Source organism: Pristimantibacillus sp. Z349TD_6 (assembly GCF_056173205.1).
In genome coordinates this window covers 6,394,055-6,417,559 of the sequence record NZ_CM149662.1, presented here as the reverse complement: position 1 = coordinate 6,417,559, position 23,505 = coordinate 6,394,055, and the positions used below count along the sequence as shown (strand labels likewise).

General features: G+C 42.7%; 29 protein-coding genes. 20 read left to right on the top strand and 9 right to left on the bottom strand.

The window, feature by feature from the left end; all coding sequences use genetic code 11:
• Positions 1–22: 22 nt before the first annotated feature.
• Positions 23–247 carry a helix-turn-helix transcriptional regulator gene (locus tag AC0VYE_RS27935; protein WP_076269070.1) on the top strand — a complete coding sequence of 75 codons (225 nt, stop codon included), beginning with the start codon at positions 23–25 and terminating at the stop codon, positions 245–247.
• A gap of 305 nt (positions 248–552) precedes the next feature.
• Positions 553–840: a 4a-hydroxytetrahydrobiopterin dehydratase gene (locus AC0VYE_RS27930; RefSeq protein WP_076269066.1), complete on the top strand. Its 288-nt coding sequence runs from the start codon at positions 553–555 to the stop codon at positions 838–840.
• 107 nt (positions 841–947) lie between these two features.
• Here the strand turns inward: AC0VYE_RS27930 and AC0VYE_RS27925 are convergent, their stop codons facing one another.
• The 5 genes from AC0VYE_RS27925 to AC0VYE_RS27905 form a co-directional block, all read right to left on the bottom strand.
• Entirely contained in the window at positions 948–1,802 is an 855-nt protein-coding gene (locus tag AC0VYE_RS27925) for an SDR family oxidoreductase (protein WP_475443862.1), read from the bottom strand.
• Complete coding sequence (gene uxuA, locus AC0VYE_RS27920; RefSeq protein ID WP_475443860.1) at positions 1,799–2,890, bottom strand: mannonate dehydratase; 1,092 nt, start codon at positions 2,888–2,890, stop codon at positions 1,799–1,801. The genes AC0VYE_RS27925 and uxuA overlap by 4 nt, the downstream gene beginning before the upstream one ends.
• 19 nt (positions 2,891–2,909) lie before the next feature.
• Positions 2,910–3,587, bottom strand: coding sequence for a GntR family transcriptional regulator (locus AC0VYE_RS27915; RefSeq protein ID WP_076269063.1), 678 nt, complete (start codon positions 3,585–3,587; stop codon positions 2,910–2,912).
• Positions 3,588–3,739: 152 nt separating this feature from the next.
• Positions 3,740–3,898 carry a hypothetical protein gene (locus tag AC0VYE_RS27910; protein ID WP_179089827.1) on the bottom strand — a complete coding sequence of 53 codons (159 nt, stop codon included), beginning with the start codon at positions 3,896–3,898 and terminating at the stop codon, positions 3,740–3,742.
• 111 nt (positions 3,899–4,009) lie between these two features.
• On the bottom strand, positions 4,010–4,891 hold the full coding sequence (locus AC0VYE_RS27905) for an alpha/beta fold hydrolase (RefSeq protein ID WP_076269062.1): 882 nt from the start codon (positions 4,889–4,891) through the stop codon (positions 4,010–4,012).
• Between the two features lie 236 nt (positions 4,892–5,127).
• Here AC0VYE_RS27905 and AC0VYE_RS27900 point away from each other — a divergent pair, with 236 nt between their 5' ends.
• The 11 genes from AC0VYE_RS27900 (at position 5,128) to AC0VYE_RS27850 (ending at position 12,948) form a co-directional block, all read left to right on the top strand.
• Entirely contained in the window at positions 5,128–5,292 is a 165-nt protein-coding gene (locus AC0VYE_RS27900) for a DUF1328 domain-containing protein (RefSeq protein ID WP_076269061.1), read from the top strand.
• 73 nt (positions 5,293–5,365) lie between these two features.
• Entirely contained in the window at positions 5,366–5,764 is a 399-nt protein-coding gene (locus AC0VYE_RS27895; RefSeq protein ID WP_076269060.1) for a YflT domain-containing protein, read from the top strand.
• A gap of 201 nt (positions 5,765–5,965) precedes the next feature.
• Entirely contained in the window at positions 5,966–7,102 is a 1,137-nt protein-coding gene (locus AC0VYE_RS27890) for a SpoIIE family protein phosphatase (protein ID WP_475443855.1), read from the top strand.
• Between the two features lie 129 nt (positions 7,103–7,231).
• Positions 7,232–7,846, top strand: a complete 615-nt coding sequence (locus AC0VYE_RS27885) for a hypothetical protein (RefSeq protein ID WP_475443853.1) — start codon at positions 7,232–7,234, stop codon at positions 7,844–7,846.
• A gap of 77 nt (positions 7,847–7,923) precedes the next feature.
• Positions 7,924–8,256: an STAS domain-containing protein gene (locus AC0VYE_RS27880; protein ID WP_076269057.1), complete on the top strand. Its 333-nt coding sequence runs from the start codon at positions 7,924–7,926 to the stop codon at positions 8,254–8,256.
• Positions 8,253–8,690, top strand: coding sequence for an anti-sigma B factor RsbW (rsbW, locus tag AC0VYE_RS27875; protein ID WP_475443851.1), 438 nt, complete (start codon positions 8,253–8,255; stop codon positions 8,688–8,690). Before AC0VYE_RS27880 ends, rsbW (AC0VYE_RS27875) begins: the two co-directional genes overlap by 4 nt.
• A gap of 785 nt (positions 8,691–9,475) precedes the next feature.
• On the top strand, positions 9,476–9,877 hold the full coding sequence (locus AC0VYE_RS27870; protein WP_076269054.1) for a GntR family transcriptional regulator: 402 nt from the start codon (positions 9,476–9,478) through the stop codon (positions 9,875–9,877).
• Positions 9,870–10,559, top strand: a complete 690-nt coding sequence (locus AC0VYE_RS27865) for an ATP-binding cassette domain-containing protein (protein WP_475443848.1) — start codon at positions 9,870–9,872, stop codon at positions 10,557–10,559. Before AC0VYE_RS27870 ends, AC0VYE_RS27865 begins: the two co-directional genes overlap by 8 nt.
• Positions 10,556–11,398 carry a hypothetical protein gene (locus AC0VYE_RS27860; protein ID WP_475443846.1) on the top strand — a complete coding sequence of 281 codons (843 nt, stop codon included), beginning with the start codon at positions 10,556–10,558 and terminating at the stop codon, positions 11,396–11,398. The genes AC0VYE_RS27865 and AC0VYE_RS27860 overlap by 4 nt, the downstream gene beginning before the upstream one ends.
• 11 nt (positions 11,399–11,409) lie before the next feature.
• Positions 11,410–12,684: a hypothetical protein gene (locus AC0VYE_RS27855; protein WP_475443844.1), complete on the top strand. Its 1,275-nt coding sequence runs from the start codon at positions 11,410–11,412 to the stop codon at positions 12,682–12,684.
• Between the two features lie 12 nt (positions 12,685–12,696).
• A complete protein-coding gene (locus AC0VYE_RS27850; protein ID WP_076269050.1) occupies positions 12,697–12,948 on the top strand; it encodes a hypothetical protein in 252 nt (83 codons plus the stop codon).
• A 99-nt stretch (positions 12,949–13,047) separates the two neighbouring features.
• Here the strand turns inward: AC0VYE_RS27850 and AC0VYE_RS27845 are convergent, their stop codons facing one another.
• Both AC0VYE_RS27845 and AC0VYE_RS27840 read right to left on the bottom strand, forming a co-directional pair.
• Positions 13,048–13,938 (bottom strand): CheR family methyltransferase, encoded by an 891-nt coding sequence (locus AC0VYE_RS27845; RefSeq protein WP_475443841.1) that lies wholly within the window; start codon positions 13,936–13,938, stop codon positions 13,048–13,050.
• Complete coding sequence (locus tag AC0VYE_RS27840; protein WP_475443839.1) at positions 13,911–16,658, bottom strand: ATP-binding protein; 2,748 nt, start codon at positions 16,656–16,658, stop codon at positions 13,911–13,913. The genes AC0VYE_RS27845 and AC0VYE_RS27840 overlap by 28 nt, the downstream gene beginning before the upstream one ends.
• Before the next feature lie 162 nt (positions 16,659–16,820).
• Between AC0VYE_RS27840 and AC0VYE_RS27835 the strand changes: the two genes are divergently transcribed.
• From AC0VYE_RS27835 to AC0VYE_RS27825, 3 genes are read left to right on the top strand one after another with little or no spacing between them, the layout of a single operon-like run.
• Positions 16,821–17,252, top strand: a complete 432-nt coding sequence (locus AC0VYE_RS27835; protein WP_076269047.1) for a DUF948 domain-containing protein — start codon at positions 16,821–16,823, stop codon at positions 17,250–17,252.
• A 38-nt stretch (positions 17,253–17,290) separates the two neighbouring features.
• Entirely contained in the window at positions 17,291–17,731 is a 441-nt protein-coding gene (gene rsbW / locus AC0VYE_RS27830; protein ID WP_076269046.1) for an anti-sigma B factor RsbW, read from the top strand.
• On the top strand, positions 17,728–18,510 hold the full coding sequence (locus AC0VYE_RS27825; protein WP_475443838.1) for a sigma-70 family RNA polymerase sigma factor: 783 nt from the start codon (positions 17,728–17,730) through the stop codon (positions 18,508–18,510). The genes rsbW (AC0VYE_RS27830) and AC0VYE_RS27825 overlap by 4 nt, the downstream gene beginning before the upstream one ends.
• Positions 18,511–18,593: 83 nt before the next feature.
• Here the strand turns inward: AC0VYE_RS27825 and AC0VYE_RS27820 are convergent, their stop codons facing one another.
• Positions 18,594–18,740: a hypothetical protein gene (locus tag AC0VYE_RS27820; RefSeq protein ID WP_179089826.1), complete on the bottom strand. Its 147-nt coding sequence runs from the start codon at positions 18,738–18,740 to the stop codon at positions 18,594–18,596.
• Between the two features lie 4 nt (positions 18,741–18,744).
• Positions 18,745–19,101 carry a YtxH domain-containing protein gene (locus tag AC0VYE_RS27815; protein ID WP_076269044.1) on the bottom strand — a complete coding sequence of 119 codons (357 nt, stop codon included), beginning with the start codon at positions 19,099–19,101 and terminating at the stop codon, positions 18,745–18,747.
• Positions 19,102–19,519: 418 nt separating this feature from the next.
• Between AC0VYE_RS27815 and AC0VYE_RS27810 the strand changes: the two genes are divergently transcribed.
• The 4 genes from AC0VYE_RS27810 to AC0VYE_RS27795 all read left to right on the top strand — a co-directional run bounded on the left by AC0VYE_RS27810 (position 19,520) and on the right by AC0VYE_RS27795 (position 23,316).
• On the top strand, positions 19,520–20,101 hold the full coding sequence (locus AC0VYE_RS27810; RefSeq protein WP_076269043.1) for a hypothetical protein: 582 nt from the start codon (positions 19,520–19,522) through the stop codon (positions 20,099–20,101).
• Positions 20,102–20,143: 42 nt separating this feature from the next.
• A complete protein-coding gene (locus AC0VYE_RS27805; protein ID WP_076269042.1) occupies positions 20,144–21,625 on the top strand; it encodes a methyl-accepting chemotaxis protein in 1,482 nt (493 codons plus the stop codon).
• Between the two features lie 292 nt (positions 21,626–21,917).
• On the top strand, positions 21,918–22,973 hold the full coding sequence (locus tag AC0VYE_RS27800) for a phosphotransferase enzyme family protein (protein ID WP_475443835.1): 1,056 nt from the start codon (positions 21,918–21,920) through the stop codon (positions 22,971–22,973).
• Positions 22,963–23,316 carry a nuclear transport factor 2 family protein gene (locus tag AC0VYE_RS27795; RefSeq protein ID WP_475443833.1) on the top strand — a complete coding sequence of 118 codons (354 nt, stop codon included), beginning with the start codon at positions 22,963–22,965 and terminating at the stop codon, positions 23,314–23,316. The genes AC0VYE_RS27800 and AC0VYE_RS27795 overlap by 11 nt, the downstream gene beginning before the upstream one ends.
• The last annotated feature ends 189 nt before the right edge of the window (positions 23,317–23,505 follow it).

Here is a 23,505-nt window from a genome sequence, read left to right as displayed (position 1 = left end):
TGTTAAATGGAGGTGCAATACGATGAAATACGAACTGGGCAATTGCCTGCTGGAGCAGCGATTAAGCGAACGCGGGTTATCGCAGGCGCAGCTTGCAGATGCACTGATGGTGAGACCCGAGAGGATCGGCGACTATATCGACAACAAACGAATCATGCCGCTTAAGGTGGCGATTTCGATAGCTGCAACGATTAAATGTGATGTACCCGAACTCTATGAGTTGCGGACATCCAATGAAGTAGAATAATAATTCAAAGAAAAATAGCCCTGTAGGTCTTCTACGACCTGCCGGGCTATTTCGCTGAAAATATTGGACGTGCAGGAAGCCGACCTGTACAGAGCATAAGCCTTAAAAAATAACGCTGTCCAGCTCCCTGGGCGGCGTTTTTCTTGCTGTCGCACTCTCCATTTAATAGCGAAGGTTCGCATATGCAATATGTTCATTAATTCGTATGGCCAAACTTGTTCAATCCTTTTTCTTGCTATAACATTATGAAATAAGATAGACCTTGTACAGGAGTGGAGTCATAGTGAGACGAGGGAGTGGAATGTATGAAGCTAACGGAGCCCGAAATCGAAAAAAGCTTGGCGGCATGTGAAGGCTGGAAGCGGGAGGAGGGTAAATGGATGATCAAAAAATATCGCTTTAAATCGTTTCCAAGCGCTATCGCTTTCGTAAACGAGGTTGCGCAAGCATCCGAGCGTCTGAACCATCATCCATTCATAGCTATCGATTATAAAATGGTAACGCTCCGAATGACGACATGGCATGATGGCGGCCTTACGGAGCTGGATTTTACAGCAGCAGCAGCTTTTGACCTTGCTTATGCCAGCGCTTGACTATACCCTTGATTAAGCTGAATTTTCTAAGCAAATGTATGGGAAAAGGTTAGCAGGCTGCCCCAGACGATAAGTTCATTAGGCAGCCTGCTATTTTTTATGAAAAACTAAACACCTGAATAGGCTAAAAAACCGCCGTCAACTGGAATCGTTGTACCAGTGACAAAACCTGCCGTTGTCTCGTCAGCGAGCCATAATAGAGTGCCCAGCAAATCTTCGGGTTTGCCGAATCGGCGCATTGGAGTATGGGAAATAATTTTGCCCGAGCGTTCGGTTAAATGACCATTCTCGTCCAATAGCAGCTTTCTGTTCTGTTCAGTTAGGAAAAATCCAGGAGCAATAGCGTTAACTCGAATGCCGGATTCAGCTAGATGAACGGCCAGCCACTGCGTGAAATTGACGATAGCTGCTTTGGCTGCACTATAGGCAGGTACTTTGGTCATCGGCGATGGAGCGCTCATCGATGAAATATTTATGATCGTTGCGCCCTGACGGCCAAGCATTTGTTCTGTAAAGATTTGCGTTGGAATAAGTGTGCCGATAAAGTTGAGATCCATGACGCTGCGGAATCCTTCAATGCTCAAATTAAACAGCGTCGTTATATTTTCTGCGTGAAGATGCTCCGGCTTAAAGGTCTCGTTCGTCGTATTCGCGCTAGGATGATTGCCGCCTGCACCATTAATTAATATATCGCATGGACCAAGCTTATCGAGCACAGCCGCTGCTGCTGCTTTCGTGCTCTCAGCGCTCGTGACATCACATGCGACAGCGATGGCGATCCCGCCGGCAGCCTGTATCTCCTCAGCCACGGCAATCCCTTTCTCAGCGGTGCGATTGAGAATGGCGATTTTGGCACCTTGCCTAGCAAGCTCAAGCGCCATGACTCGGCAAAGTACGCCCGCACCGCCAGTGATGACAGCGACCTTGCCTTCAAATGACTCATGCTTAGGCAGCTGTGTCATGATTTGCCCTCCGAACCTGCAGTCGTAGTGGCTGCAAGCTGATACGCATCCCAAAGCCCCCATAAATACATAATGCCCAGCGCGCGATCGTATAGGCCATATCCCGGTCTGCACTGCTCATCGAAGATATGACGCCCATGATCAGGCCTTGCATATCCTGTGTAGCCAACCTCGTGATAAGCCCTCACAATGCCGGCGATATCAACGGTTCCATCTTCTGTACGGTGAGAAGTCTCGATAAAATCTCCGTTCTCATACACGCGGACGTTGCGGATATGGGCGAATGGGATACGGTCTGCAAACTCATGAATCATAGAAATAATATCATTGTTAGGATTTGCGCCGAGCGAGCCGCTGCAAAGCGTGATTCCGTTAAAAGGACTATCATACAGCTTGAGGAAAGTTCTGAAGTTTTCCTGACAAGTCATAATACGCGGCAATCCGAACACAGACCATGGCGGATCATCCGGATGAATGGCCATTCGAATGCCGTTGCGTGCTGCCACAGGTATAATTTCATTTAAGAAGTAACGAAGATTTTCCCATAGATGCTCTTCGGTCACGCCTTGATAAGCCTCAAACAGCTTCGTCAAATGCTGAAGCCGCTCAGGCTCCCAACCCGGCATAGTTAACGCTGAGTTCGCGTTAATCTCTTCAACAAATTGGAATGGATCGGCATCAGCTATTCGGCTATTTTCATAAAATAAAGCGGTTGCACCATTGCCCATCGGCTTGTGCAAATCGGTGCGCAGCCAGTCGAAGATGGGCATGAAGTTATAGCAAATAACTTTAACGCCAACGCTGCCTAGCTTCTCAATTGTTTTCTTATAATTGTCTATGTATAAATCACGAGACGGCAAACCAAGCTTAATGTCCTCGTGCACGTTAACGCTTTCAACGACATCGATATGCAAACCGTATTGCTCTGCTTGCTGCTTTACCTCCAAAATTCGCTCCAGCGGCCATTCCTCTCCTGCCGCAACATCATGAAGCGACCAGACGATACCGTCTGTACCGGGAATTTGTTTAATATAGCTAAGGGGAACCGTATCGTTGCCTTCTCCGAACCATCTAAAAGTCATTTTCATGCGTATCAATCCTCCCGTTTTATTTGTAGTAATGAGGATACTTTTCCTTAAGCACGGCCTGATCGGATATGTTCTGAGTAAGATGCTCCGTCATGAGCCGTTCAGCAGTATCCGCATCTTGAGCTTCTACAGCTTCTGCCATCATGCGATGCTGCGCATAAAGATTTTCCCAGTGGAGATCATCCACTAGACGCAGCATACGGCTTCGATTGAGATGCCCATTCATTTGCTGCATATTCGACCAGGTGTTGCTCTTGCTGCAGCCTTCAAATAAGATGCGATGAAAGGCTTCGTCAAGCGAAAACATACTTTGGTTATCTTTGTTGTGAATGCTTTCCTGCTGAAGGTGAAGGTTGTTCTGAAGCTCGAGAAGGTAGGGCGCTGGAAAATGGCTGCACGCTAACCGAATGACAGCCCTCTCTAGATGCTCTCGCATAAATCTTGCTTCCTCTACGAGTGCAGTGTCGATTAATGAAACGAGTGTTCCCCGCTGTGGAAGCACTTGAACAAGACCCTCTTGAGCGAGTCTAAGGAAGCTTTCCCTCACGGGAGTACGGCTGACCTTGAACAAAATGGAAGTCTCATTCTCTGAAAGAGCTGTTCCAGGCGGCAGTTCCAGCTTCAAAATCTGTTCTCTTAGCTGCATATAAACGGAGTCTCTAGTGGATAGGGGCTGTTGACGTACATGGTAATCCATCGGCTCATTCCTTTCATCTTCACACTACCATACTACCATACAAGTATACAAGTGCGTAAGCATAAATTTAAAATGCCAGAAGGGCTGCCCCAAAAGTAGATAAACTACTTCTGAGACAGCCCTTCAATATGGTTCCATACGTTTATTTTGCGCTAATCGGCATTACTCCAAGTTGTTTCATTACCGCTAATAGGACAAGCAGGGAATTTTTCTCCCTTTTGGAGCTTATCTTTCTTGCCTGATTCTGAAATGTAGTTCCCAGCATGCTTAACAATTTCTCCCGTTCGATAAGAAGTATTCGTACTACTCATAGTAACTAGCACCTCCAGTTATTTTGTAGCAGGTAGATAGGGGGTTACCTGCTTATTCTTATTTACCCCGCTTAGCATGATATGAAACAGTTTGTAGTGAAAAAAGATAACTTAGCTGCTTGCGGCATTTTCCGTTTTTGCTTCAGTTCTCGTTTTCTCACGCTCTAATAGCGTTTTCAAATACGTCGACATCACTCTCGCTAGCTGATCGGATACTTCCATAAGACTCATATGTCCGACATCCTCGAATGTTGTCTCCAGAATATGAGGGTATTTGAACGTCGTTTCAGGTTGATCCAGACTCGTAACCGTGAACGTATCATTAGGTTTAATGACACCATCCTCTGCGCCTGCTACTAGCAAAATAGGGTATTTGGCTTCTGCCAGCACATGGCTGCGGTCGGGACGCATCTTCATCCCCTCTAATGTAGCGATAGCAGCGTGCGCCTCCATTTCCTGACCTACTCCAATTAGCTGATTGACCTCGTCGCGCATTTCTCCGACTTTATCATCGGTAAATAGATTAGGAATGATGCTGTACAAATATTTTGAAATGCCTTTTTCGTGAATCGCTTCAATATCTGTATCACGTTTCTCCTTTGTAACCTCGGAGTCGGGAAGCACAGTCGAATGGATAAGGGCAAAACCTGCGAGCTTGTCCGGATATTTCTCTGCAAAGGCAGCTGTTACATAACCGCCCAAGGAATGACCGAACATAACAACCTTCTCAATTGCAAGTGCTTCCAAAAGTGCTGCAATATCCTCGGCCATAGTCTCCATTGTATACGGGCCCTCAGGAGCAGATGAACCGCCGTGACCGCGGAGATCAGGGATGATGACGCGATATTGATCACCTAATACAGGACAGATTTTTTGCCAGTATTGAGATGAGCCGCAAAAGCCGTGGAGCAATACAATGACGTCTCCTTTACTACTGCCACATTCTTCATAGACTAAATCGATGCCATTAACGTGTATACGCTGCTTTTCCATCGATCATCACCAGCCTTTTCTATTATCGATTTGTTTTGGTGTAGTCTCTTAACCTATTCCAGAGCTTCTGAAACATTTGAAAAAACGGATTATTTATTTCTTCATTAATAGCCCTATTTTCAATTCGGAAGTCTGAGAATGGGTTGTTTCAAAGGTCAATAGGCTGGTTAATAACATGACAAGTTAACAAATTAACCAATCAACAAAAACACAGCTTCAAAGGAAGGATGATTCCGATGTTAGGATGGGCATTATTATTTTTCATCTTTGCCATTGTCGCAGGCATTTTCGGATTTCTAGGCATTGCCTCCGCATTAGCCGGGATAGCAAAAATATTATTCGTCGTATTCGTTATTCTCTTTATTGTTTCTCTCATCGTTGGTAGAAGACGAGTCAGTTAACTTCATCTAACAAAGTAGAACAACACTAATTTAAACAAAACGATTCCAAACAAAAACTGAGGAGGAATTTATTATGAACCATTTATCCAATACGAAGGTACACACGGTAAACAACGCTGTCGAGGTGCAAGAGCAGGTTTATAAATTTCAAACGGAAGGTTATGCGAAGGACAAAATTTTTGTACTGACGCATGACAAGGACCGGACAAATCGTATTGCTGACAACACGGACGCTGAGAAAATCGGCATTTCCGAAGAAGGTCTAGGATCGGCGATCGCAAACATTTTCCGCTCGACCGGAGATGAGCTGCGGGCGAAGATGAGATCACTTGGTATTTCGGAGCAAGAGTCACAGCGTCTTGAGCGCGAGATGGATCAGGATAAAATCTTGGTCATCGCATGGGGCGGTAAAGAATATACAGGTGAAGAATTTGACCCTGCCGTATACTACTACCCTCAATACATGGGTTAACAACAGGCACCACAACTACCAAGAATTCAATCAGGGCCTATCCGCGAGGGTAGGCCCTTTATTAGAAAGCTAAGTTTCAATTTTATAAGTAAGCTTATAAGTTAATATGCTGCTTGGTAATTTTACTTATAAAAATTTGACTCTACTACCGCTTACGCTCAGAATATAAGTAGTAGTTATTGGAGCTAAAGGAGCCTGCATATGAGTATTATAATTGTAGATGATAATGCTACTAACCAGATTATTATTAAAGCTATTTTAAATAAAGAAGGTTATAAAAATTTGAAGATCGCGTCCTCGGCAAAAGAGCTTTATACGATGCTGGACATTGATTGTACGTTATCGACTGAATCAAACGTAGATTTGATTTTGATGGATATGATGATGCCGGAGATCGATGGCTTAGAAGCTTGCAAACGAATATTGCAGGTGGAGCGCTATAAGGATGTTCCGATTATTTTTGTTACTGCGCTTGGCGATTCCAGCAAGATGGCGGAAGCGCTTGATGCCGGTGCCAGTGATTACGTGATGAAGCCGATTAACAAGATGGAGCTGCTCGCTAGGATTCGTTCTGCTTTAAGGCTCAAGCGTGAAATTGATTGGCACAAAGAAAGAGACAGGCAGATTAAAGCAAAGCTGGAGCTAGCCAAAAAGGTGCAACGAAATGTATTAAGCCAGCCGATCAACGATGATCATGTGGCGATAAGTGCTGTATATCAGCCTTCTTCGGAGCTTGCGGGCGATTTCTACGCATGGTACCCGATTGATGAGAATCGTTACGGTGTTATTTTGCTGGATATGATGGGACATGGCATTTCTTCTTCATTGGTTTGCATGTATATCTCCTCGGTTCTTAAGGATACAATTACGCATATTACCGATCCAAGTCTTGTTATGCGCGAGCTGAATCGGTATATGAACCAGCTGTATAAGAAGGAAGAACTGCTTAATTATTATTTTACCGCCATTTATTTAGTACTGGATACGAATAAGCGGGTCATTGAATATGTAAATGCCGGACATCCTCCGGGAAAAGTACTAATTGGCGACGAGACAACCTTGTTGACTGCAGGCTGCTGTGCGATTGGGCTGTTTGAAAATATCGACATCCATAAGGGCAGCATCTCTTACGAGGATCATATGAAGATCGTTCTTTATACGGATGGATTAAGTGAATCTCTTGGAGATAAAGAAGAGGATAAGCTTAATATGCTTGTCGAACAGCTAATAAAAGAAGATGCGAGTGAGCATGCGGAAATGGTCAGTGCATTTTTATCGGAGCATGCGAGTGTCAGCCAGAAGGACGATATATGCTTAGTCATGATTGAAACCAAATAAATTTCCGGCTTGGAGATATCATTATATTTTAAAAATATCTGTTTAACCTGTTTCAAAGCAATCCGAACGGTTTATATGTAAGTATAAGCAAAAGGAAGCTCGACAATCCCGCATAGGAGGGAGATAATTATGAGGACGTTTATTCTTATTGGTTGTTTAATCGGAGGTATATTCGCATACACGGGAGATATTGGACAGGTCACCGCAACGTATTCGCCAGTGACTGCTTCAAGCCCAGTGAAGGCGATAAAGGCTGAGGAAGCAACTCATGAAATTGTAATCGCTTCTGCATCTCCCTCTACTGTAACCGAAGTTACCTATGCAGCAGAATCAACACCGGTTGTGAAGGCAAAGAAACCAAAATTTACGCTTCAAACGGTTAACGGCATCACGCTTTATGATGATCCAAGCCTTGTGATTCAGAAGCTGGGTAAACCAAAAAGCAAAACGGCGGACCCGGATTTAACCGATCTGATCACCTATGAATACCCGAATATGAATGTCATTTTTAGCGGTGAGTTCATACAATCTGTTGAAATGGCGGAGAATACCAAAACGCTGCTGATTGATGGAAGTGAAGTTGCAGCGACAGTAGATGCTGTAAAGGATGCGTTAGGGGAACCCGATTATGTGACGGAGGACGGTATCGTATTCGAGCGAGATGAAGCCTTATTAAAGCTTTTCATTGATGCGGATACGCAGAAGCTGACGTCCATTCATTACTTCCACAGCTTCTCTATGTAATAATTCACTTGTACAGCTTGTACAAGGAGAAGGATCTTGATACTATTTATTAAACAAAAGTGAGCGGAGTGAATGGAATGAAAGCTGAGCAATTTCAAGTCAAGCAAGAAGAGACACAAAATCAAATTATTCTTCATGTAAGCGGAGAGTTGGACTTATCTGTAGTGCCGCAGCTGCGGGCAGCTCTGGAACCGGTTATGAACCGCGAAGATAAAGCATTGATTCTAAATCTTAAACATTTAAAATATATCGACAGTACCGGAATCGGCATTATCGTTTCGGTGCTAAAACTTCGTGATGAGCTAAAAGCGCCGTTTTTCGTGCGGGATATTCCTTCCGCGGTTAAGCGTCTGTTTGACATCACAGGCATTTCAAGATATTTAATAGAAGGGACAGAGGCCCAAGCATGAATGCCATTCGTTTACAAATACCGGCCCATGCGGACTATATCGATCTGGTCAGAATCTGTCTATTCGGAATTGCCTCAAAGATGAGTTATGCATATGAAGATATGGAAGATATGAAGGTGGCTGTTTCTGAAGCCTGCAACAACGCAGTTATTCATGGCGTTCAGAACTCCGCTCAGGAGGTTATCGACGTTTCCTTTGAACCAACTGAAACGGGATTAACGATCAAAGTAAAGAATAGTGGATCAGCTTTCCCTTTATCGGATGCACTCGATAAAGCAGCTCCGCTCCCTGAAGCCGACGTTAGCGGGCTTCGTGTCGGAGGCCTAGGCATTTATTTAATGCAGGCGCTGATGGACGAGGTAGAAGTTCATCCATTGGAGAATGGTACGGAAGTCGTCCTAACCAAATATTTGGATGCAGCAGCAGAGGATTAGTGTGATTAAGGTTACAAAAACATAAAAAAAGCGGTGCAGGAATTTTTCCTGCACCGCTTTTTTTAATTTCGATCCAGGGTTACTGGTTGTAAGCATGAGAAAGCAAAACGCGGCCTAGGCATACTATTAGCAGCTGCGAAGCAGAAATAGCTTGAATTCCTGCTTATTTTTTTCCTGCTCATATTCACTGTGGGTTTTAGTCAAACTTCTGAGCGACAGCAAATAACGTTCCTCGCTGCATCACTTTTTTTCACTTGTTATTTGCAGCTTATATCCCTCAGAATGACTCGAATTTCTGATCTCATCCCATTCAGGCAACCTCTGTTTATGGAAAAGGACTAAGCAATGATCCACATCCACACAAGCTCGCTTATCTAACGAACTGTAATGTGCTTATAATGCTGAAAACTAAGGTTCTGAAGTTTTAACGAATCCTATTGGCGTTATTTCATGCTTTATAGGGTGTCATAAGCTATTTTCCTCGAAATAACAATTCTGGAGTTCGTTAAAAGTATAATTCATTACTAATGGATGAGATAAGAGCTGCTGGGTTCGTTAGCTATATATCCAATAAGATAACGATCCGCTCGGAGATTCATTCTGCCTAATGTCTACTAAATAAAAAAGGAGGCGCTATTTCCAGTGTAGCTGTATCCACTGTTGGGAAAGCCCTTCTTTTTTATTGTCTAATTTCCCATTGACTTCCAAGTGTATTACATGCATAATACGCTTATGAAGTGTATTACGCGTGTAATACACATTTGCGATGAATGTGAGGTATGACTATGAACACGATAGAAGGCTGGACGGAAGTTGCGTTCAATAATCGGGACCCTGTTTATTTGCAGGTGGTCCGTCATTTTAAAGAACGAATCGCAACGGGCAAGCTTGCCGCTGGCCAGGAAACTCCCTCCAGAAGGGAGCTGGGCACGCTTATGAAAATTAATCCAAATACGGTACAGAAAGCGTATAAGGAAATGGAGGAGCAGCAATTGATTATTACGGAAGGAAACTCACCTAGCCGAATTACGAATGATAAAGAACTGCTGAATCAAATAAGATCGGAGCTCATTGGCGAGGCGGTAGGTGCTTTTGTGGCGTCGGTGCGCAAAATTGATGTACCTATCGAAGAGCTGCTGCAGCTGGTAAAGAACAAATATGAGGAAGGTGAGCCGGAGCATGATTGAGGTAAAAGATATACATAAGCGGTATCGACGCCGCGATGTTCTGAGTGGCGTTTCTTTTACCGTACAAAAGGGAGAAATCGCTTGCCTTATCGGCGTGAATGGAGCTGGTAAGTCAACGATTCTGAAGGCAATCATGGGACTGACTCCAGTATCGGCAGGCTCGATCCTTATTGATGAACAACTTTTAAGTCCAAGCTTGTATGAGAAAATAGCGTTCGTGCCCGATCATTTGACGATGCCAACCAGCATGAAAATATCCGATGCAATCAAGTTTATGGCTGACTTTTATGAAAGCTGGAATCCAAAACGCGCAAGTGAGCTCATGCAGTTTTTTAAGCTGGAGTATTCGGATAAAATCGGGAACCTGTCGAAAGGAACTGCCGCTAAATTCAATCTCATGCTGGGATTAGGACAAGATGCTGATTATATCTTAATGGACGAACCGTTTTCGGGCATCGACTTGTTCAGCAGAGAAACGATAGTGGACGTGTTTACGAGTGAATTGATTGAGGGGCGTGGCGTTTTGCTAACAACGCATGAAATCGGAGAGATGGAGCAGCTCATTGATAAAGCTATTTTATTGCAGAACGGTAAAATAAACAAATCGTTTTACTGCGAAGAAATGCGCAGCGAGCAAGGGAAATCAGTCATTGATGTGATGAGAGAGGTGTACCGAGGATGAACCGTTATTTGAAGCTTGTTCATATGGAAGTACATCGTTTTCGCTGGGTGCTCGCTATTCTAATGGCAATTGTTGCGATTACCCAATTTGCTTCGCTCATTTGGGCGACGACCAAAGAATTGTCATTTCGAGAAAAGCTGTTGTTAGAGACTGTAGACAAGAGTCTCCTGGGTGGTTTTTCTCCTCAATATTTATCGTTTGAATGGGCCATTTTCAGCTCGCAGATGGGTTATATTTTGCCGATGTTCCTTTGTATGGGTGTACTTGCCTTATATGTTTTTGTTATCTGGTACCGTGATTGGTTTGGCCGTTCTACTTTTGTATATCGATTGCTTATGCTGCCAACGGCTAGAAGGAATCTTTATTTAGCCAAAATATCGGCATTTCTCCTGTTCGTTCTTGCGTTTATTTCGTTTCAATTACTATTGCTCAAGGTTCAGCATATCGTATTCAACCTCATCGTTCCGGCTGATCAGCGAATAGACTCCCATATCGTTGAAGCAATCATCAGCAATCAAGCACTTGTATGGCTTATTCCGCAGCAGTTTGAACAGTTTGTTTATTTATACGGCTTTGGAGCCATCGTTGTAGTCGCTGTGTTTACTGCTATTTTGCTGGAGCGAAGCTATCGCCGTTTAGGCATTTTGTATGGCGTGCTTTATTTGGTCGGTTGTGTGTTCGTTGTGGCAGCTCCATTTTTATTTTTGTATATGGATCAGTACTATAGTTATTTGTATCCCTATGAAATATTTACGCTTGGGCTAACCCTGTGCATTCTTGTGCTCGGCATTTCGGTGTGGCTCGGCATGCGGCTGATGGCCAAAAAGATTACGGTGTAAGGAGAATGTTCATGAGACGTTATTGGTTATCGATCTTAATGGTTGTGCTCGTTGTAAGCGGAATAGCCATTTATTATTCATATGGCAGATTAGATTTTTTGCCTGATTATAAGCTGGAAACGATACAAGGCGATGCCAAGGAAGGCGCTGTTATCGAATTATCAGGCTCTCAATATTTAGAGAGACGCTCCGAAGCTCTAAATATTAATTCCAAAGGAAGCGAATATTACAGGTCGAATGAAAATATGCGTAAAAATGTGCTTAGCGGAGACTCGTGGTTCTATAAGCAGCCTGACATTAAGCAAATGATAAAAGACCATAAGTCATTTATGCGGGGTAAACTTAATGCTCAAGGCTTTTACAGGGACGAGGAGTGGGTCATTTATGCAGAAGTCAAAGCAGAAAAAAAGGGCTCAGAAGCCGCAATGGCGGTATTTCAGCTGCAGCTGCTTGAAGAATCAACAGACAAAGTATCGAAGCTTAAAGTGACTTATGAGCTGCCGAGAGCTGTGAAAACGACAAGAGTGAACAATTTCAGCAATAATTATATGAATTTAGTGGATGTTCAAAAGGTAGATGAAGAGATTCATTTGCTCGTCAGTACATATGATTACGACAACGAGAGCAGCAGGTACGAGATATTTGTCATCGATATGAAAAGCGGGAAGCTGCGGCGTAATACGAATATCGAGTCACTGGGCATCAAGTCCACAAGCAATAAAAAAAATGTTCAAATCCAAATTGGACATATGGGGGATTCAAGTGGCCAATACAGTACTCCTCTCGAGAAAGTACTCTTTATTGTAAGGGAAGAGAAAATTAGCCAACAAGATCGAGAAGCGAACAAGGTGCCAGAAACGCTAAGCGAGAAATATTATGCCTATTCCTACCGTACGGGCTTAATGACTGAATTGACTAATTTAGTTATTAAGGAAGCGTGGACGAGTCTGCAGGGCGATGAATATTATGTAGCAGAAAGTGGACCTGAACACATCACCTTATCGCGTTATCATTTATCAACGAATAAATTCGAGCAAGCTTATGCCAAATTATCCGCAGACCAGTTGAACGTAGACGAGATCAAATTCCCGTTGATTAAATCAAATCGTGTATACGTTATGACCAATCATGCAGATGTTGCCGGAGCATCTGTACTCGATCTTGCAACAGGGGAGTTGCTCTACACTGGCCGTGTTGTTGAAATCGGTAATGACAAGCAAACACCAGAAGAATTAAAGGAGAATTTACATTTAAACAATTTGGAAATCGTCGGAAAAATAAATTGATGAGGAAATGTTATGAGCAGAGCCATTCTAACACCTTGCAAGCTCCAGCAGCTAAAAGGGATTGAGCAATACGCCTATCAGGTTGCTCACTTTATTTTGCAAGATGCATATCTCGCAGAAGAGGCAGCAAAAGCTGCTTTATTGCAATTATGCCTTGCTCACAAGCCATTCGAGGGAACGGCGGAGGAGCTGCAAGGCCTAGCGAAAAAACTAACGATTAGTGCCTCAATTAAAGCAGCAGGTTCGGTTTCGATTAGCCGATAGGAGACAAACGAAATCATCCATACGTTAAAACGGAAAGAGCCAAAATCCTTAGGAAAGGATTTTGGCTCTTATTTGTTTCGTGAGCTGAAGCAGCTTTAGCTAATTACTTATTTTGCGGAAAATTCGTTCTGACTGATTAAAATCCTCGTATTTGATTTTATGAACCGAGATTAGTGATTCCATATTGCCTAGTGCCAAGAAGCCTTGTAGAGCGAGGCTTTCAAAAAACAAAGTATGAACACGGCTTTGCAGATCCGGGTCAAAATAAATGAGAACGTTCCGGCACAAAATAACATGAAACTCATTGAAAGAACGATCCGTTGCCAAGTTATGCTGGGCAAACATCAAATTTTCTTTGATATAAGGATGGAATAAAGCATGCTCATAATCGGTCGTATAATAAGAGGAAAATTCTTTTGTACCGCCAGCCTGCAAGTAATTTTTGGTGAATCCTTGCATTCGTTTGAGTGGGAACTTCCCTTGCTTTGCACTCTCGATAACATGCTCATTCATATCCGTCGCATAAATCTTCGCTTTATCCAGCAAGCCTTCTTCTTGGAGCAGGATAGCCATCGAATAAACTTCTTCTCCAGTCGCACAGCCCGCATGCCAAATGCGAATTTCAGGAAGGTTCCTAAGAAAAGGAATAACATCCTTGCGGAACGCAGCAAAGAAATTTGGATCACGGAACATTTCCGTTACTCGTATGGAGAAATCATTAAGCAATATATGAATAAATCCAGGCTCATGGAGCACCTTCTCTAGGAGAGAGGTGATCGTAGGCAAGCCTTCAAGATTCATTCGATGCGTAATGCGTCTGCGAAGCGATGAACGCAAGTAATTGCGGAAGTCATAACCATAGACGCGGTAAATGCCATCCAATAATAAATCGATTTCGATTCGTTCCAGATCATCGAGCGTTAATTCATTATAATCTACAGCTTCTTCATTTCCTTGACTGGTCAATTGCCCACCTGCTTCGTCAACCATACCCGCATCAGCGAGAAAAGCTGGTCCATATTTAGAGGTTTGCTAATATAATCGGAAGCGCCGGCTTCCAAACATTTGTCGCGATCGCTTTTCATCGCTTTCGCCGTAAGCGCAATAATTGGCGTATCCTTCATTTCAGTATCCTGACGTATGATTTGCATCGTTTCAAATCCATCCATAATTGGCATCATAATGTCCATGAGCACAATATCGAAGTCGGATTGTTCTTTTATAATGTCCAAACATTGTCTACCATTGCTTGCCACGGTTACGTTAAATGCTTTGTTCTCAAGCGCTTTGACGAGAGCGAATACATTACGGGAATCATCCTCGACAAGCAGCACCTTTTTCCCTTTAAATAGAGTGCATTCATCTTCCGATAAGTCAGAAATGTTATGATCGGCAATATCAGGCGCGGTATCGCTGACCACAGTTTCTGAAGCTGCTGCAACCTCTTGATTAAGGGATACAAGCTGTTCTTTCTCCATATCAGGCAGACTTGGTACGTAGAGAGTAAAAGTACTCCCTTTTTTTGGCGAGCTTTCAAGGACGATACTGCCGCCCAGAAGCTTAGTAAATTCATTGCAAATGGATAAACCTAATCCTGTTCCGCCATATTGTCGATTCGTTTCGCCATCGACCTGCTGGAACGCTTCAAATATAAGCTGCTGTTTATCCAGTGGAATGCCTATTCCGGTGTCGGTTACAGATATGGCCAAAACGTCTTTATTTATATGTGCTGGTACAAGTTTTTGTACTTCATGCGAGCCAGCCTTTTGGATGCTCAGAGTAACTGATCCTTTTTCCGTAAATTTAAAAGCATTGGACAGTAGATTTTTCAAAATTTGCTGCAGCCGCTGACCATCTGTATAAAGCAATTGAGGTACATTAGCATTGACGTTAATATGGAAAGCTATCTCTTTCTGCTCAGCGACAGGTTGGAATAGCAGCTTCATATGTTCAGGAATTTCACTTACGTTTACCTCATCCATCGTCAAGATGAGCTTTCCTGCCTCGACTTTAGACAGATCAAGAATGTCATCTATTAGCGTTAATAGATCATTACCGGAAGTATTAATGACTTTAGCATACCCTTCTTCATCTGAATTAAGCGTATGGTTCTCATTTTCCGCAAGGAGCTGAGAGAGAATTAAGATGCTGTTTAATGGAGTACGAAGCTCATGAGACATATTAGCCAAGAAATTGGATTTGTACTGCGAGCTTTGTTTAAGCTGCTCCGAATAGGCCTCAAGCTCTTCTTTTGCTTTTTCCAATTCCTTTGTTTTCTGCTCAGCAAATAGATTCTGTTCCTCTAGATGCTCGGTAGTCATGCGCATTTCCTCTTGCTGCATCTGAAGCTCTTCAGACTGTGTCTGCAGCTCCTCGGTTTGCGTTTGAAGCTCCTCCGTCATTACTTGCGATTCGCTAAGCAGCCTCTCGATTTCCATTCGGCCAACAACGCTGTTAATCGCAACGCCAAAATGAGTATCGATTTGTTCAAGCAGCTTTAGGTGCTGAGAAGTGAACGACTCGGTGGAAGCAAATTCAACGACAGCTACTACTTTGCCTTCATACTCGAAAGGCACGATCAGGATGCTCTTAGGCTGAAGCGTTCCAAGACCTGAGGTTAAGTTAATAGGATGCTCTGGAGCCGTGTTCAACAAAAACGTACGTTTTTCAAGCGCTGCTTGACCGACAAGGCCTTCGCCCAACCGGAAGCTTTCTAGTCCAGACTGGTCGCCATGGGCTGCATAGGAAGCCATTTTCACAAGTCTCTGCTGCTCGCCTGCACCTTGGCGGAGATAAAATAAGCCATAGGCAGCACCTAGAATTGGAGCAAGCTTCGTGAGAAACGAATCGGCTAGCGTTGAGGTATCATTAATGCCTTGATTCATCGTTGCCACTTCGGCAACTTTTGTTTTGATCCAATCTTGATCGTTTATATTATCAAGCAAACTGTTGGTTGCTTCGGCGAGATCTTTAATTTCATCTCGTGTATTTACTTTAATACGAGTGGATAAATCCCCTCCGGAGGATGCGATATCGTTTATCGTCTTCACAACCTGTTGGATCGTTTTGACGATTGCGCCGGAAACAAATGAAACGATAATGAAAGCAACAACGGACACGATAAGCAGCATGAGATACAAGCTAATAATGAGTATGTCATTTCGGTTTTCCAATTCAGCAATGTGCTCTTTCGTTGAAGTGATCTCATTTTGTCGCAAGGTTTCTAACTGTATCCGAAGCGAATCAATATGGTCTTTTCCAATGTCGTCATTAAAGAAATCAATAATGCCTTGCGTATCGTTATTTTTGCGCATGGTTAGAGTAGGCTCACCGGCAATTTCGATCCAATTTTGTATGGTCAGTTTTATTTCTTCCATACTTTTGAGTGTAGTTGGATTGTCGGATAAATACTGGTACAGTGCGTTATAGTTGGCTTCCCATTCGCTTTTTCCACGAATATAGGGCTCTAAATAAAGGTCATTGCCCGTAATCACATAACCGCGCTGGCTAGTCTCCATGCTTACGACATTATAGCGAATACTGGTAATCAAATTATGAACTTCGATGTCTCGACTTGTAATGGACTCAATTTCTGTTTGTAAGGATGATATTCTCTCGCTGACGACAAGGATAGAAACGCCCAAGCAGAGTATGATCAGAAAATAGCCGAGTAAAATCTTTGAGCGGATTTTGAAACGTAAATTACCCAATAGAATAAACTCCTTTATATGAAAGAATTCTAGTAACAGTCTCTCTTTATTATAGCATGAATGAGTGCATAGAATATTCCTACCTCTATTATGAGAAAAACCGCTTTTTGTTTCAAAGAATGAAATTACGGGTATGTAATGAAAAAAAGGAAGTGATGACCGATGGATCTACTTATGCAAATCAGTATTGCGGTTATAGCGATTGCTTTTCTTGTTCTCTTGTATTCACTAATTCAAACGTTGAAAGTATTGCGAGGTGCACTCGATGAAATGAGGCAAACCGTTGGCTCGCTGCGAACCGAAGTGACTCAAATTAGTGTTGAGGTGAAGGAGGCCATTCATAATACGAATGCAATGACACTAGATGTACGAACGAAGCTAAGCTCGCTCGATGTGTTGTTCGCATCTGTCAATGATCTTGGTCACGCCTTGCACTCATTTACTGGAGCGGCTAAGGAATCGGCAGCAAGCGTAGTTGCTTCCATTAAAGGTGAAGGCAAGAAGAAACCAGCGTCAGAACCTAGCTTAATAAGTACGATATACGATGGTGCGATTTCCACAATAAGGATATGGAATAAAGTTAAGAAAATATAAGCTATAATAGGAACATAGAAGAGAGGACAGAAGCGACTATGAACTCATTCATTCGTTTATCGATTCCGGCGAGAGCAGAATTTATTGATATTGTTAGACTTACATTATTTGGCGTTGCGAACAAAGCAGGTTTCTCCTATGAGGAAATTGAAGATATGAAGGTTGCTGTAACCGAGGCTTGTACGAACGTTGTACTCCATGCGTACAGCAACAGCCAGCCTGGTGTAGTGGATATTAGCTTCGAACTTGAGGAAGAAGGGCTTTCTATTCGCATCAAGGACGAGGGTACGAGCTTTAAATATGAGCCATCCGCAAGTAAAACCGAGTCTCTGCACAATAAAGAACTAAGTGAAGTAACGGCTGGTGGACTTGGGCTGTTTATGATGCATGCATTGATGGATAAAGTGGAAGTGTTTTCTGAGAGAGGCACCGAGGTAATTTTGACCAAGCTATTTGGTAGGAAAGAGGAGATGGCATGAACGCAAATTCATCCTTCCTGGATCCAGAACATATGATTGAAAAAATAAAATTGTATCAGCAATCGAATTGTAATGAAGTTGCAACCGTATTGCTGCAGCATTTTGAGCCTATTGTGAAGATGGCCGCTGCAAAGATGTCGCGCAGCAGACCAGATCTCTATGAGGATTTATACCAAGTCGGTCAGCTGTCTATGCTGCGTTTATTTAGGCAGTATGACAGCTCGCGTGAAATCCCATTTGAGGGATATGCAATGAAGAGCATTATCGGGCATTTGAAAAACTATTTGCGAGACAAGTCTTGGTATATCCAGGTGCCGAGACGGATTAAAGAAAAAGGCTTGCTGATTCAGCAAGCCATCGATCACTTAACCGTCGAGCTCGGCCACTCGCCCAAAATGGAAGAAATTGCGGTTCATTTGGGGCTTTCGGTGGAAGAAACGATAGAGATACTCTCTTGCCGCGAATCCTATCATTATGTATCGCTTGATACTCCATTATCAAGCGAAGGGGAAAGCGCTGCTACTATAGGCGATCTAATTGGCTCAGACAAGGACGATTATCAGAATGTTGATAATCGTCTAGACTTGGAGGAGGCGATGGATCAACTGAAAGAAGAGGAGAAGAAGGTACTCATTCTTGCATATCACAATGGTCAATCTCAGCGTGATATAGCCGATCAGCTTGGCGTATCGCAGATGAGCGTTTCTCGTATACAAAAGCGGGCGATTGAGAAACTGAAGGTACTCTTAGCAGATCATAGCGCTGAATTTGGAACGTAAAAGCACTTTTATTATTTTTTTAATATATTAAAAACCCCCTTTCCATCTTGATGGAAAGGGGGTTTTTGTTATAAGCCTTATTGTTATTGAACCGGATCGGGTACCATGCCATTCTCAATGACTTGCGCATTGGTTTCCATGTTCTCCATATCCTCGCCAAGCTTAATCATCTCTTCTTCTGTAGGTGCCATTGAATTTGTAGTTGATTCAAGCTCGTCCTCGTCTTTCATTTTATTACCTCCCGGTTGTTGCAAGTCCATCCTTGACATCATCTTTAGCAGAGGAAATGGAATCCATAATATGCTGATTTGATTTTTTGGCGTGATCTACCAAGTCGCCAGCTTCCTCTTTGATATTAGTTGCTATATCCTTCGTGTTTTGTCCAACGGTAGCAGCTAAATCCTTTGTATTATTTCCCACCGTAGTGGCAATTTCCTTTGTCTTCTCGCTAATCGTCTTGAACTTGTTGGAGAGATCCTCCCGCAGGTTTGCACCTGTTTTTGGTGCGAACAGCAGAGCTGAAATAGCACCGATAGCACCTCCTACGATTGCGCCAATCAATACGCCGTTACTAGAGTTTTCTCGTGACATTTGTCATCTCTCCTCGATTTGTATTTGTCGATCAAGTTGATCAACGTTGTTTGAATTTCTTAATTATATATAAACGAAAACAAACGTTTTGAAACAAAACAATAAGGAAACTATTGACAATTAAAGGGAGACGATGCTACGATTTGTTTCGATTTCTCACTTACTTGCTAGGAATTATGTGATATGAACGGTTGAGTAATCGAAAGCATGGAATAATTTATATAAAAAGATTGAGAAGGAGGGCGTTTATATTTAGTAAGAAGAAAAATTGGAAGAAGCTTTAGAAAAGTTTTTAAAATTAATATATTTATTCTCTTAAATTGGTTAATTATTGAGTTAATTATTCCGATAAAAAAATTGCCTGCCTATTTCACCTATGTAGAAACTCGCAAAAATAGAGAGATAGAGGAGAGAAATCATGTTTAAACGAGTGGAGAATGAGCTGGAGCTGGCTATGTTTAACGGCATTTGGACAACCGTCTGGATGGAGAAAGGTTTTGAACTTGAATTTTCTGAACACACTCTTGAGAGATTCGTCATTGTGACAGAGGAAGGACATTATGTAGGGACATCTGAAATTAAGCCCTATTCCTTGACTTCAAGCTCCATTAACGATGCAGGTCCGTTTCAAACGCATCCGAAAATTATTGAAGCAGGCGACGCTGTAGCTGAAATTGACAAAATTGCACTGCTCCGATCCTATAGAGGAAGGCATATCTCAGATTTGCTCTCGTCGGCAGTCTACATAGCAGAGAAGCTGCAGCTGAAATATTTTGTCTCTTTGCTTGAGCCGAAATTTATGAGGGCACTTCGTATTTCATATCAAGTACCATTAGAAAAAGTAGGAGAGAAGGTGTTCTATAAGGGAGATGACGTCATTCCCGTATTGTTCGATATGGAAAAGATGTATCGCAACAAAAATAGTTATGAATGGCTCGTCTATCCGCAAGAAGCGGTTTTGGCTGCAAACGGTGCAGGAGGAACTGGACGTACCGTTTAAACGTATGAAAACATGAGTTAACTCAGAAAAGGCGGAAATGTCATGAAAAAAGAATTAACAGAACTAGACAAACGGAATCGATTGTTAATAAAAATCCTGTGGAGTTTGCTTGCTCTCGGGATCGTTACAGATCTTGCTATTGGGCTTGATGCAAAGATGGTTCTTCTTCTTGCGGGAGTCGGTATATTTTTGTGCGGTGCAGCTACTTTCATGACATACCGTGGCATTTTTACACAATCTATTAAATTTTTTGTACCCTTTATATTGACCATTATCGTTACTTTATTAATTGTATCGGATCCGAATCCTATTGTGAGCACGTACTTTTTAGTTTATGTAAATCTTGCAATCATTACTCTTTACGCAGACTATAGACCGATTATTTTGACAGGTGTTTTGGGAGCGGCAGTAAGCACATATTTATTCTTTGATCCTGTGCTGCAGCCTAAGCTATTCCCTAACGAATCGCTTGTTTATTTATTTTTGTATCTCTTATTTGCTACCGTTGCACTCGCATTCTCAGCTGGCTTCAGCGGCAAATTGCAGCGGCAGGTAACAGACAAGCAGCGGGAAGCTTTAGCTTCTAAGGATATGGCAGAGGCGCTGCTCGCTAAACTAAACTCTTCTATTATTGTGTTAACGGAGTTCAGCAGCAGCCAGCAGCTGACGGTTCGTTCCACTGGAGAAATATCGAAAGAGGTAACGGCAACGTTCTCCGAAATGTCGGCTGCGATCGAGAAGCAGACAGGGACTATTATGAACATTAGTGAATCCTCGCAGGTCATTGATACTTCGGTTAAAACGCTTTTGGAAGGTACGGAGCAGCTGAAGCAATTTTCTACGGTTAATGCAGATTTGACGGAGAACAATCGGGAGAAAATGGCTGTGTTATCGTCAGAGGTAGAAAGCGTTCGCTCTATCATTACACATACCGTGGACATGATGATTGAACTCAATGAGCAAAATGATCGTGTAAGCTCAATTGTAGAAACGATTAGTACGATTGCTGAGCAGACGAATCTACTTGCGCTTAATGCTGCGATTGAAGCAGCTCGCGCAGGAGAGCACGGCAGAGGTTTTGCTGTCGTATCAGGCGAGGTGCGCAAGCTTGCAGATAATGCGAGAGCGGCGACGAATGAAATATCTGAAATTTTGACAGGTATTCGTTCACAAATCAGTGCTGTACATGCGCAAGTTGAAAGTGGCCAAGCGGCAGTGACAACGAGCAGAGATGTATCTTTGCAGGTTGAGAAGCTTATTGATCAGATAAACGAGAATACGGAGCTTGTAAAAAGGCATTCCGATTCAGTTGGCAGCTCTGCCAATGAATTGCATGAGCGTTATGCGAGCATGTCGAGTGAAATGCTCAATATCGCAGCTACGACGGAACAAAATATGGCTTCTGTTGAAGAGGTCCATGCCAGCATGGAAACACAGGATATGAAGATTCATACGATGGTAGAAGAATATGCTCAGCTTGATCAATTGCTTTCAGAGCTTAAGCAAATGGCGGCGAAGCATTAAGCTGATTTGTTATAAGTTTTATTGAAAACGCCAATAGAAGGAGTACTGCTTACCGCGAATGGGGTTGGCGGCTCCTGAAATGGCGTTTTTTTGTTAGTTTTATATGAATATGCATGAATAATTTACGCGCAAATATGGAATCACAAACCTCTGTTATCGTTGAGCAGATAATGGAGTGATTTTGTGTACTAAATGATTTCTAAATGTTTATTACTTAGGTTCACGGCATGATAGCCATTATAATGACAAGAACAATGAAAATAGTGGTTAGAGCCGTTGAAGGGGATAAGATATGATTGATTTTTTTCGTTTTGATACAGATGAGAATAGGATATCACTGCTAGCTCGAGCGAGAAAAGTTGCATTATCGGCACTGCTGGAGTATGACTTGGAATGGGTGAGCATTCAATTTGTTCAGCTATCCGACACGATCACATATAAAATTGAGACAGGTACAGCGGAAAAATATTTGCTTCGAATTCATTCGGATCGACTCAGCATAGAGGAAATTCGTTCAGAGCTTGCTTTGCTTCAGGCCTTAAATAAATCGGAAGATTTGTATGTGCCAGAAGCACTGGCAAGCTGCAGCGGCGCTTATGTTTTGCAGATCGATACGGAAGCGGGCTATCATCGTCCGTATGTTACTCTGATGCGATGGGTAGATGGGGAGCACGCTAGCGTGGAGTTTTCGGATCATACGGTTCAGCTTATGGGTGCCATGATGGGAAGGCTTCACAAAGCGGCTGCAAATTTTGTCCCAACTTCTGATTTTGTTCGTCCTGTTTGGGGAGCAGAGAGCTTTAGTCGTCAAATGGCTAAGCTGGAACAGTATTATGGATGTTTTTTATCGGGTGAGGCATGGAGCTCGTATCAAGCAGCGGCTGAGAAAATCATATCGGAACTGGCTGCAATGGAACGAAGCGGAGATAACTACGGACTCATTCATGCGGATTTGCATAGCGGCAACATCGTTTTTAACGAGGATCTGCCGTATCCCATTGATTTTGGCAGATGCGGTTTTGGTTATTTTCTGTACGATATGGCAGGCTCGCTATTAGAGCTTTATCCGAAGCATCGCTGGCTGTTTATTCAAGGCTACGAGAGCGTAAGAAAGCTGGAAACGGACTATGTTAAGAGGCTTGAATGTTTTTTCGTCATGTTCATGATCGAGAATTATTGCCATCATGCCTCAGACCCAAGAGAAACAGCCAGTTTAATTGCAGAACAGCCGTATGCTCAGGCGTATATAAGAGATTATTTAAACGATACACGGTTTTTATTCCAAGTTATCGAACCTGTGGAAATCGATAGAACAGCAATTTTAGGGAGGAAGGATAATGGAAAGTGAAGCTTCCTTAAAGAAACAGCTGCTTGAACTCGAGAATGAGTTGTTAAAGCCGGAAACTCGTACATCCCGCGGAGCATTGTTAAAGCTGCTTGCAGATGATTTTTTTGAATTTGGCAGCTCAGGTATCGTTTGGCGCAGGAGCGATGGTATTGGTGAAGAGGGAATTGGTATCGTAAACATGACGCTGGAGGATTTTGAAATTCATAAACTAGCTAATGATACTGTGTTAACTACATACCGAATATTCAATCACGTAAAAGTGCAGTATACGCTGCGCAGCTCAATCTGGAAGTTTAGAGATGGAAACTGGCAAATGTTTTTCCATCAAGGTACACCTGTATAACGAGGGTTGATAGGTGAAAAATATGATTTTAGTTCCACAAAGGCTGATCGTTGTTAAGTCCGTGCGCTGCGCGGGCTTTTTTGTGTATGGAGCGAAGCATCTAAATAATAAAACAGATGAGGCAATTGTGAAACATTGTAAATTAAATAAACGTTTAATACTTATCTAAGCAAACAAGGCGGTGTTTAA